The organism is Maribacter sp., from assembly GCA_020629415.1.
Taxonomy (GTDB): Bacteria; Bacteroidota; Bacteroidia; order Flavobacteriales; family Flavobacteriaceae; genus Maribacter; species Maribacter huludaoensis.
Window position 1 is genome coordinate 164,248 of the sequence record JAHDDL010000001.1, and the last position, 11,991, is coordinate 176,238.

Sequence of the window (11,991 nt, forward strand, 5' to 3'; positions counted from 1 at the left end):
CTAATCCATTATAATTTTAAACTGATGCTTAAGACCATTATACCCATCAATATCTGCTTTTATAGCACCTACGGCTAAATCTGCTTTAATTCTAATTGGAATTCGATTGTCATCGTTCGAAACCCATAATGATAAACTTTCTTGCTCTTTAAATACACGCCCCGATTGTACCAAAGGCCTAAATTTTAAGCATTCTACTTTACCATATTTTGTATTTAAAACCTCTAAACCCAAATACTTAAGTTTAAAATTGAAAATACCGTCATCGTCATAAAGCATTTTCAGGGTAATTGCTTTTCCTACTTCAAGGTCTTCTGTTTTATAGTTGTTCCTCAAATAATAAAAAGCGGATATTAGATCCTGTATATTGTTCTCTAATGTAAAATTAAGCTTTTTCTTGTTTTTCTTATCATTAAGTTCTGCATTAGATGCATTATGGTCAAAGTTTATCTCTACATCTTTTTTATAACCCCCTTCGTTAATTTTACGAACAAACTTATATGGCTTACCATCTTGCTTGTCAAAATAACTTTCATAGGTATCATCTACTTTAAAAAACCAACTGGCCACACCGGTAGTTTCACCATGGCCTACTACATGGTAGACAGACTTATCATTTAAAGTAGTAGAATTAACTTGCAGTGTAGCGTAGCTTGCATTTAAAAAACCGTAATGCATTCTAAACTTCAACCATTCTCCTGTCTTAAAAGCTGACTTAGTATTTTGACCTTGTACACCAAAATACGTTAAGGCCAGGGCAAGAAATAAATATTTTTTCATAGTCAGTAGTTTATTGTAAAAATAGCAATAGATAGTTCTCTATATTCATTACAATATCTTAAACAAAATTTATTCCAAAGTATTGTGGTATAAAAAAAGCCCAGTTTAAAAACTGGGCTTTTCCTAAATAACCAACCAAACTTTAAATTATGAAAAACCACTACTTAAAGTTGTAAGGGAACCACCCCTTAGCTGATGTAAATTTAAGGCACATAATTATACCAACAGTACGGTTTAACTTACTTTAATGATAACCTTAACAGTTATTCACACTTGAATTTGATATTTGGGAAACTATTAAGAAAATCTATATCCCAATACTTTTTTCCCACTCGCTTTACCTTAAAAGTCAGAACCAATAACCTATGCTTACAAAGAATTGTGATTTATCTATTTCTGGCGTCCAGGAATACATAAGGTTTATAGGTCCCAAAAATGATTCTAGTCCGTAACCTATTCCATACCCAGAATATGATGGCGCCTTAAACCAATCTCCCGTTCTAAAAAGATCATCGTCTACATTGGCAAAATTTGCACTAAAAAGCATGTGGTTCTTTTCCGCAAATTCATAATCTAATCTACCGTAAGCTTTAACAAAACTGTTACCCGGCAAACTTATAAAGTCATAGCCCACGAAGGGTATAAAATTATTTATAAAATCTGTACCATAACCGCCCAAAAGAAAATCAAAGCTGGTAACGCCGGATGTACCCAACTTAAAACCTCCTTCCGTTTCTATATTAATGGACAAATTTTTGATTAGGGGCATTGCCATACCCATACGAGCTTTTGATATAGAAAAATCCTTGAAATTGTTGTTAAAATCAGATGATAGAACGTAATAGTGCATATCACCATTAAAATACAACCCCCTAGAGGGAAAATATTTGTCATCATAAGTATCCAACTTCAACGATCCAAAGGCACTTACATAATTACTCCTATCAAAATATGTTCTACCATTGCTGGAGGTTGTACCAGGGGTAGTAACATTGGGCGTATCACCAAACGTTCTGGTACTATATTGTAAGTGTTTAAATTCTCCGCCAAGTGTAAAAGCAAATTCTTCTTTAACTACTGTTTGTACGTATAACTGATGGGTAAAGTCAGATACGTTTAAATTTATTCTATTCAATGCCGTACCCGCACCTACTTCAAAATTACCCTCAATTAAATCAAAATCAATTTCCTGTTCAAAATCATTGAACCTTGAGTTAATTCCAAAACTCCAATACGTTCCTTTATCCAAATAATATTCAAAGTTATACCTTATATTATCACCTAAAATAAAATCAAAAGAGGCCACATCATCTTTTGACAATATCCTCTTCTTGGTAATATTGATCAACGCGGCACTCTTATACAAATCATCAAAATGAGCACCTAAACGTAAAAACGAGGTATTTTCGGTTTCATCTAACGGTAGAATTAAATCTTCCCCACCGTTCATATTATCCAACAATTTGTATTTGATCGTTCTAAAATTGCCCGTTGCGGACAGATTACTGATTCCCTGCTGAAGCCTTTTAAAGTTTGTAGGCTCATCAAGACTAAATCGCAATTTACCTTTTACATAACCCCTGGTATGATTGGTATTTCCTTCTATTAACAACCTATTAATTGTCAACTGCTCATTTTCTTGTATTACCGAAATTGAATTTTTATCTTTTTTATATCCCGTTGTAAGTTGCTTGAGTTCTTGTATTTTTAATTTTGCGGCATCTTCACCTGTTTTAACAATTTCCCCCAATCTATTAAAATCTATTACCGAGTATTCCTCAATGTTCGGTTTAATATAAATATCTGTCTTGGCAGACTTCACTTCCATATCGGCCACCGTTCTATAATTATTGATCTGCAACAAAATTTCAGTTGCAGACAACAAGGCATCTCGATCGGACAGATCGTGCTGAACATCTACACCAATTATAATATCAGCTCCCATTGCCCTGACTTCATCTATAGGATAATTGTTGACCACACCACCATCTATCAACACTCTATCATTTATGACGGTAGGCTCAAAAAGCGAAGGAAGTGTTCCGCTGGCCAAAATAGCTTCCGGTAAATAGCCCGAATTTAAAATTACTTGTTTACCTGTTTCAATATCGGTAGCTATACAAACAAAAGGAGTTGGCAGCTTATTAAAATCATCTATATCCTTTACATGATACAATAACCTAACAAATTCATTGTAAATGTTTTGACCTCCCGATATAGCTGGCGGCACCGTTACTTTAAAATTTTTGAACGGTAGTGTTAGTGCATAACGTTCAGAATCGTCCTTTTCATAAAAGGTTTTAGCACTTCTAGGTAAATTATCTTGAATTAACGAACCAATATTGGTTGCTTTAAAGATAGAATCCAACTCGTTTGCAGAATACCCAGCAGCATACATTGCACCTACAATTGCACCCATACTAGAACCACCAATGTAGTCAATTTCAACACCGGCTTCTTCAATGATTTTCAATGCGCCAATATGTGCCATACCTTTTGCACCGCCACCACTTAGTACCAACCCAACTTTAGGCTTAATCTTTTCCTCATGATCTTGAGCAACCAAAGTACCGATACCCGAAAGAAGTACCGATAACACCAATGGCATTATACCCAATCTATTTTTTACGAAAAGATTCATATATTTTTTTTGCTTTGGACGCTCCTACCTCTAAACTTAAACTTTCAACGGAAGCTTCTTTTATGCGTTTAACCGATTTGAATTTTTTTAATAACTGCTGCGCTGTCTTTTCACCTACACCGTCTATACTTTCCAATTCTGAATTAATAGCCCCCTTGCTTCTTTTATTTCTATGAAACGTTATACCAAATCTATGGGCTTCATTTCGTAAATACTGAATTATTTTAAGACTTTCAGATTTCTTATCCAGATATAAAGGTATAGGGTCTTCAGGAAAATATATCTCCTCTAACCTTTTAGCTATACCCACAATAGCAATTTTACCTCTTAAACCTAAAAGGTCCAGACTTTTTAAAGCCGATGATAATTGGCCTTTACCCCCATCAATAACAATTAATTGCGGTAATGGCCGTAGTTCTTCCTGTAGTCTTTTATACCTACGATACACCACTTCTTCCATTGAAGCAAAATCATCCGGACCGGTAACCGTCTTTATATTATAATGTCTGTACTCTTTTTTTGAAGGTTTACCGTCCTTAAAAACAACACATGCCGCTACAGGATTGCTACCTTGAATATTACTATTATCAAAACATTCAATATGCCTAGGTTCAGCCGATAAACGAAGATCTTTTTTCATTTGGGCCATTATTCTATTGGTATGACGATCGGGATCAATAATCTTAATCTGATTAAAACGCTCTTGCCTAAAGAATTTGGCATTTCGCTCAGACAAATCAAGAATTCGTTTCTTATCCCCCAACTTGGGCACTGTTACTTTTAACCCTGGTGACACGGCTATATCAAAAGGTACATAAAGTTCTTTTGAATCTGATTTAAACCTTTCCCTAATCTCTACAATAGCCAGCTCAAGCAAATCTTCATCTTTCTCTTCAAGTTTCTTCTTGATTTCCATTGTATGGGACCTTATTATAGACCCATGTGCCAATTGAAGAAAATTAACATATGCAAAAGAATTATCAGATATTATACTGAACACATCTACATTACTGATCTTAGGATTTACAATGGTAGATTTTACCTGGTAGTTCTCTAAAACATCAATTTTATCCTTTACCTTTTGCGCTTCTTCAAATTTCATTTCTTCTGCCAGAGCTTTCATCTGGCTTTTAAAATAGGCTATTGACGACTTAAAATTACCTTTTACAATTTCCCGAATGTCTTCTATTTGACGATCATATTCCGATATTGACTGATGACCTTCACATGGTCCTTTACAGTTACCCAAATGATATTCTAGGCATACCCTAAATTTACCTGCATTGATTTTCTCGGCAGATAGATCATAATTGCATGTTCTTAACGGATAAACACTTTTAATCAAATCCAATAAAACCCTAACCGTTTTCATACTGGTGTACGGTCCAAAATATTCAGATCCATCTTTAATTACCCTTCTTGTTGGAAATAACCTTGGAAATCTTTCGTTTTTAAGACATAACCAAGGATAAGATTTGTCATCTTTCAACAAAACGTTATATCTGGGCCTTAACTCCTTGATCAAATTATTTTCCAATAAAAGAGCATCAGATTCCGTTGGCACGACTATGTGCTTTATGGAACGAATCTTCTTTACCAAAACCCTAGTTTTACCATACTCGTGGTTCTTGGTAAAGTATGAGGAAACACGCTTTTTTAAATTTTTTGCCTTACCTACATATAATATACCGTCACTGCTATCATAGAATTGGTAAACTCCCGGACTATTAGGTAATGCACTTAACTGTATTTTTATAGGAATCTCTGTCATAATTCAATACTACTAAATTAGTGTTTATATGCCATTTTAGATTGTACCTCAAAGTTATTTTCTTAGCACAAAACACTTTTTAACCGTTTATCAATTCGATATTTTAGACGTCCTTATATTTTGATATAAATAATTTTACTATTCTTAATTTACGGCATTCATAATCCAATAAAAATTACATATATTTAAAACTTTGATTTTCAGGCAATTAATTGATATTTTGTTTCGTTATATGAATGAAAGTGTTAATTTTATTTTAAAAAAATGCATTTCAACGATAAAAAAGTGCATTTCAAGGATGTTATATTAATTATTTTACCTATTTTTAACACAACAACAACAATTATTAGCCCATTTACAAATTTTAGATTATGGATAGTTACATCATCACTTTAGGAACTTACCTTATTTTAATGTTATTTTTTAAAGTATTTTTTGCTGTTGCAGGTAAAGAATAATTTAAAATATAAGTATGTTAAATTCACTTCACTATGTTGAAGAAAGATTTACGTATAAAATATATTAAACTTCGTAGTTCCCTAAAACCCTCTCAAATATCTTCTGAAAGTATAGTAATCGCAAATTCAGTTTTGCAATTACCAATATGGAATTATCTATATTTTCATATTTACCTTCCTATAGAACAAAAATCTGAAATAGATACAGAAGGTATTATTTCAGTGCTTTTAGGTTTGGATAAAAATGTTATAGTTCCCAAAATTATTTCAGACACTGCCTTAGAACATTATTTACTTACAGATAATACCAAATTCATCAACAACAGTCTAAATATACCTGAACCTGTAGATGGTATTACAATAGAACCGCATAAAATAGATGTTGTTTTTATTCCTCTTTTAGCTTTTGACAAGCAAGGAAATAGAATAGGATATGGAAAAGGTTATTATGACCGTTTTTTAAACGAATGTAAAGATGACGTAATAAAAATAGGTCTTTCTTTTTTTGAAGCTGAAGATAGCATAGAAGACGTAGATAGTACAGACATACCATTAGACTACTGTATTACACCTAAAAAAATCTATTCTTTTAAAACTTCTTGATTCTCTAAAATCTCATTGTCATTAGTTGACAACTCTTCTTCTTTGTTGAAAGCTCTTTTATTAAAAACCAACAATATACCAACACCTGTACTTATTGCCGTATCGGCAATATTGAATACAGGTTCAAAAAATCTAAAATTTTGACCGCCCACCATAGGCATCCAAGTTGGCCATGTAGAATCTACCATAGGAAAATATAACATATCCACTACTTTACCATAAAACAACTTACCATAAGGCTCATCAGAAAATAACGTTGCTACCTCATTATAACTTTCATTGAATATTGCCCCGTAAAAAACAGAATCTAGAATATTACCCAAGGCTCCGGCAAAAATTAGGGACACTGCCCAAATTAAGGTATTTGATGCTTTCTTTTTAATAACATCAAAAAGCCAATACCCAATACCAAAAATTGCAAACAACCTAAATACGGTCAATACCAACTTTCCTATATCATCGGATATAGGTAATACGTCGCTTAGTTTTGCACCCCAAGCAGCACCTTCATTTTCAATAAATAAAATTTTAAACCAGCTAAATACCTCAACCGACTCACCCAATACGAAATTGGTTTTTATATAAATCTTACTCCATTGATCAATTATTAAAATCAATAAAATAAATAGGACAGACTTTTTAATGTTCATGGGCTTTCATCAATGAGCGCAAAAATATAAATATTATTCGGTTTTAAAGAGATCAATATTTCCGGTTACGGTCTGTAGTTTTAAAGATGAATTTCCTTTTGGTATTTTATTGGAGGAAACTACCCCATATTTACTTATGGCATCAATAGTAGCCCCTGTGGAATACACCTTAATATTACCACTTTGCGTTTTTATCTCCGCGTTGGCAATTATGTTGTTCAGCATACAGTTGCCATCTGCTAGAGATACCTGCAAATCTTTATACGCACCATCTAAAGCTACTCTGGTATTTGTGCCAAAAATTTCTAAATTCTTATAAGATGGCAAGGTTAACCGTAGCGCAATAGAAATTACCTTATGGGCACTGAGTTTATCATTGGGGTTTTTAAAATTTGGTGCAAAGGCCGTATCCACAATAAGTGTATTACCGTTCGTTGAAACTTCTAGCTCTAAATCTTTGCTATACTCCCCTTCCATTTCAGCCTCAATGCTAACCCTGTTACTATTGCCCGTATGAATCTCTACTATGAAGCAATTAGTAGCATCTACCTGAATTAGACCAATGTTATCCGCCAATACATTTTTATACACCTTCTTTTGGGCACATAACCCAAAAGAAAGCAGAAGCATAATATATAATAGGGAACCTTTCAATTAAAGACTATTAAAAAACGCCCCTAGAGGCGTTTTAATTATGATTGCATATTCTTAGCTTCAATACTTAAAGTAGCATGTGGAACAAGTTTCAATCGCTCTTTATTAATCAACTTTCCTGTTACACGACATATACCAAATGTCTTGTTTTCTATACGTAACATTGCATTTTTAAGATCACGAATAAACTTTTCTTGCCTAATAGCCAATTGGGTATTTGCCTCTTTGCTCATAGTTTCAGAACCTTCTTCAAAAGCTTTAAAGGTAGGAGACGTATCATCCGTACCATTATTACCATCGTTCATATAAGCACTTTTCAAAAGCTCTAAATGGCTTTTGGCCTTTTCTATCTTTTCTTCTATCAATACTTTGAATTCTGCCAAATCTTTGTCAGAATACCTCACTTTTAAATCTTCTGCCATACTTTAATATTTTTCAATAAACAATTTAGTCTTTACCTCATCAAAAGCAATATCCATGCCCTTATTCAAGTTTTCTACAAAATTTAGTTTAGCCGTTAATGTTTCTGTTTTAATATAATCTAAATTGTTTTCTACAGCAACTTCAACAAAACCATCTTTCAATATTTCAATTGCAATTTTATCCGTTACTTCAAAACCAGAATCTTTTCTAATGTTCTGAATTCTATTTACCAACTCTCTTGCAACACCTTCATTTCTTAACTCTTCATTAATCGTTACATCTAAAGCAACGGTTAATTTACCAGAGGTAGCAACCATCCAACCTTCAATATCCTGAGAAGAGATCTCTACATCCTGTAACTGTAAAGTAATACTTTTATTTTCTAATTGGATTGTTAATTCGCCATCCTGCTCAATTTTTTGGATATCATTCTGATCAAAACCATTGACAATTTGAGCAATCTGCTTCATTTCTTTACCAAATTTAGGACCTAAAGTCTTGAAATTAGGCTTAATACGTTTTACCAATATACCAGAAGCATCATCTAACAACTGAATTTCCTTAACGTTAACTTCAGATTTAATTAATTCTGAAACCGCTTCAATTTCTTCCCTGTCCTTATCATCAAATACAGGAATCATAATTTTCTGTAATGGTTGACGCACTTTTATCTTTTCTTTCTGACGAATAGATAATACCAAAGATGATATTACCTGTGCCTTATGCATCTTCACTTCTAAGCTTTCATCAATAAGTGACTCATCTGCCACAGGGAAATCTGCTAAATGCACACTTTCAAAACCATCCTTTACGGTAGCTTTATTTAAATCTAAATATAAACGATCCATAAAAAACGGTGCAATAGGCGCTGAAAGTTTAGCCACTACATCTAAACAGGTATAGAGGGTTTGATATGCCGCTATTTTATCTGTAGCATACTCTCCTTTCCAAAAACGTCTTCTACACAAACGTACATACCAATTACTAAGGTTCTCTTGAACGAATTCTGATATTGCCCTAGCAGCACGTGTAGGCTCATATTCCTCATATGCGGTATCTACAATTTTTATCAACGAATTCAACTCGGAAAGAATCCAGCGATCAATCTCTGTACGCTCTGCCATTGGCACATCTGCCTCTGCATATGTAAATTTATCCAAGTTGGCATATAGACCAAAAAAAGAATACGTATTATATAAAGTTCCGAAGAACTTACGCTTGACCTCCACTATACCTTCAGTATCAAATTTCAGGTTATCCCAAGGGTTGGCATTACTGATCATGTACCATCTTGTAGCATCGGCCCCATGCTCGTTCATCGTTTCAAAAGGATCTACGGCATTACCTAATCGCTTAGACATTTTTTTACCTTCCTTATCTAACACCAGCCCGTTGGATACTACATTTTTATAAGCAACAGAATCAAAAACCATAGTTGCAATTGCATGCAGGGTATAGAACCAACCACGAGTTTGATCAACCCCTTCTGCAATGAAATCGGCAGGAAACGTTTTCCCTTCATCTATTAAATCTTTATTCTCAAATGGATAATGCCATTGTGCATAGGGCATAGAACCACTATCAAACCAAACATCAATTAAATCGCTTTCACGTTTCATTGGTTTTCCTGATGCGGATACTAAAGTAATCTGATCAACTATATTCTTATGTAAATCTATTTTATCATAGTTATCATCGGACATATCGTTTACAACAAAGTCTGCATATATATCCTTTTCCATAACTCCTGCCTCAACTGCTTTTGCCATTTCTGACTTCAGCTCAGCTACGGAACCTATGATAATTTCTTCTTTACCATCTTCTGTTCTCCAGATCGGCAATGGAATACCCCAATAACGTGACCTAGAAAGGTTCCAATCATTTGCATTTGCCAACCAATTACCAAATCTACCTTCACCAGTTGCTTTTGGCTTCCAGTTGATCGTTTGGTTCAGACCGAACATTTTATCCTTTACATCCGTCACTTTAATGAACCAAGAATCTAAAGGATAATATAATATGGGCTTATCCGTACGCCAGCAGTTAGGGTAACTGTGTACATACTTCTCTACCTTAAAGGCCTTATTTTCTTCTTTTAGTTTAATGGCAATTTCAACATCTATTGAACGTTCGGGCGCTTTACCATCTTCATAATATTCGTTCTTTACGTACTTACCGCCCAATTCTTTCAACTCTGGCCTAAACTTACCTTGTAAGTCAACAAGGGGCACTAAGTTGGCATTTTCATCTAGCACCAACATTGGCGGTATTTCAGGAACCGCCTGCTTTGCTACAAAAGCATCATCTGCACCAAAAGTAGGCGCGGTATGAACAATACCCGTACCATCTTCAGTGGTAACAAAATCTCCTGCAATAATTCTAAAAGCATTTTCTGCGTTTTCATATGGCAATACATAATCCAATAACTGCTCATATCTTATTTCCAATAAATCTTTTCCCTTAAATTCCTTTACAACGTAGTAAGGTATTTTTTTATCGCCAGATTTATACTCCAACAATGCCGACTTCTCTGTTACCTCCGTGAACTTACCTGAGAATTGTTTACCTACCAAATTCTTGGCAAGCACTACATTCATTGGCTCAAAAGTGTACTGATTATAAGACTCTACAAGCACGTAGTCAATTTTTGGTCCTACGGTCAATGCCGTGTTGGAAGGTAATGTCCAAGGTGTTGTCGTCCAGGCCAAAAAGTATATCGTTCCTTCATTCTGCAAGAAATCCGGCAAGGTTTCTTCTACGGCTTTAAACTGAGCGGTCACCGTAGTATCCGTTACATCTTGGTATGTACCTGGTTGGTTTAGCTCATGCGAGCTTAAACCTGTCCCTGCCTTAGGGGAATATGGTTGTATAGTATATCCTTTATAAATTAAATTTTTAGAATAGATTTGTTTTAACAACCACCATACCGTCTCCATATATTTGGATTTGTAAGTGATATAAGGGTCTTCCATATCTACCCAATAGCCAACTTGTTCGGTCATTGAATTCCAAACATCTGTATATCTCATTACCGCTTTTTTACAGGCGGCATTATATTCTTCAACAGAAATTTTAACTCCAATATCTTCTTTTGTAATACCCAATTCCTTTTCAACACCCAATTCTATTGGAAGACCATGAGTATCCCAACCAGCTTTACGCTTAACTTGATAACCCTTCATGGTTTTATATCTTGGAAAGATATCCTTAATGGTTCTAGCCATTACGTGGTGAATACCCGGCATACCATTTGCCGAAGGCGGACCCTCATAGAAAACATAGCTGTCTTTACCCTCACGAGTAGCGATGCTTTTTTCAAAAATGGCATTTTTTGACCAGTAGTCAAGTATTTCTTCTGCGACCTTTGGTAAATTCAATCCTTGATATTCTGTGAACTTCATACGAAATGCTTATGGTACTAGGTTTAAAAGGCTGCAAAATTATAAAATTTTGATCAAAAAGGAGCTTATTGACCGTACTGAAATACCTATAAATCACGTATTAATAAATTTATCATGCTCTTAAACATCCAAAAGTTAAAATTCTACGTATATTACCACGGAACAATTAACCATTTAACGTTTATACAAATGAAAAAAGTAATTTTAGGATCATTAGCAATTTTAGCACTTAGTATGTCTATTTCTTGTAGAGATGCTGCCGACAAAGCAAAATCTGCAACTGAAGAAGCCGGTGCCGCATTAGAAAATGCAGGTGAAGAGTTAAAAGAAGCTGGTAAAGATTTAGAAGAGGCTGGCGAAGGTGCAATGGACGCTGCTAAAGAAGCAAGCGAAAATGCAATGGATGCTGCTGAAGATGCTGCCGAGACAGTAAAAGAAGCTGGGCAAAATGGTATTGATGCCGCTAAAAAAGCTGGTGAAGATACAATGGACGCTGCCAAGAAAGCTGGCCAAGATGGTGTTGACGCTGCAAAAGAAGCTGGTAACAACGTAAAAGATGCTGCCAATGATGCGGCTGACAAAGCAGCTCAAAAAGCTGAAGACGTAAAAA

At 34.6% G+C, this 11,991-nt stretch carries 9 protein-coding genes; 2 read left to right on the forward strand and 7 right to left on the reverse strand.

The features are described 5' to 3' along the window. The 3 genes from QZ657_RS00770 to uvrC form a co-directional block, all read right to left on the reverse strand. Complete coding sequence (locus tag QZ657_RS00770) at positions 1 to 780, reverse strand: DUF3108 domain-containing protein (RefSeq protein WP_291963644.1); 780 nt, start codon at positions 778 to 780, stop codon at positions 1 to 3. A 349-nt stretch (positions 781 to 1,129) separates the two neighbouring features. Further along, the gene (locus QZ657_RS00775) at positions 1,130 to 3,421 is read right to left on the reverse strand and encodes a patatin-like phospholipase family protein (protein WP_291964338.1); all 2,292 of its coding nucleotides are present in this window, start codon (positions 3,419 to 3,421) and stop codon (positions 1,130 to 1,132) included. After that, positions 3,399 to 5,192, reverse strand: coding sequence for an excinuclease ABC subunit UvrC (uvrC, locus tag QZ657_RS00780; RefSeq protein ID WP_291964340.1), 1,794 nt, complete (start codon positions 5,190 to 5,192; stop codon positions 3,399 to 3,401). The genes QZ657_RS00775 and uvrC overlap by 23 nt, the downstream gene beginning before the upstream one ends. Before the next feature lie 491 nt (positions 5,193 to 5,683). Here uvrC and QZ657_RS00785 point away from each other — a divergent pair, with 491 nt between their 5' ends. Further along, the gene (locus QZ657_RS00785; protein WP_291964341.1) at positions 5,684 to 6,253 is read left to right on the forward strand and encodes a 5-formyltetrahydrofolate cyclo-ligase; all 570 of its coding nucleotides are present in this window, start codon (positions 5,684 to 5,686) and stop codon (positions 6,251 to 6,253) included. Here QZ657_RS00785 and QZ657_RS00790 read toward each other — a convergent pair. The 4 genes from QZ657_RS00790 to ileS are packed head-to-tail and all read right to left on the reverse strand — an operon-like array spanning position 6,232 to position 11,381. Continuing rightward, on the reverse strand, positions 6,232 to 6,903 hold the full coding sequence (locus QZ657_RS00790) for a lipoprotein signal peptidase (RefSeq protein ID WP_276470814.1): 672 nt from the start codon (positions 6,901 to 6,903) through the stop codon (positions 6,232 to 6,234). The two genes, QZ657_RS00785 and QZ657_RS00790, sit on opposite strands and share 22 nt — an antisense overlap. A gap of 33 nt (positions 6,904 to 6,936) precedes the next feature. Beyond that, a complete protein-coding gene (locus QZ657_RS00795) occupies positions 6,937 to 7,557 on the reverse strand; it encodes a hypothetical protein (protein ID WP_291964343.1) in 621 nt (206 codons plus the stop codon). A gap of 38 nt (positions 7,558 to 7,595) precedes the next feature. Then, positions 7,596 to 7,979, reverse strand: a complete 384-nt coding sequence (locus QZ657_RS00800) for a TraR/DksA family transcriptional regulator (RefSeq protein WP_036157281.1) — start codon at positions 7,977 to 7,979, stop codon at positions 7,596 to 7,598. Positions 7,980 to 7,982: 3 nt separating this feature from the next. Continuing rightward, positions 7,983 to 11,381, reverse strand: a complete 3,399-nt coding sequence (ileS, locus tag QZ657_RS00805; protein ID WP_291964345.1) for an isoleucine--tRNA ligase — start codon at positions 11,379 to 11,381, stop codon at positions 7,983 to 7,985. A gap of 189 nt (positions 11,382 to 11,570) precedes the next feature. On the opposite strand from ileS, the gene QZ657_RS00810 reads away from it, so the two are divergent. Continuing rightward, positions 11,571 to 11,991, forward strand: a 421-nt coding sequence (locus tag QZ657_RS00810; protein ID WP_291964347.1) for a hypothetical protein, incomplete at its 3' end; no start/stop codon positions are given.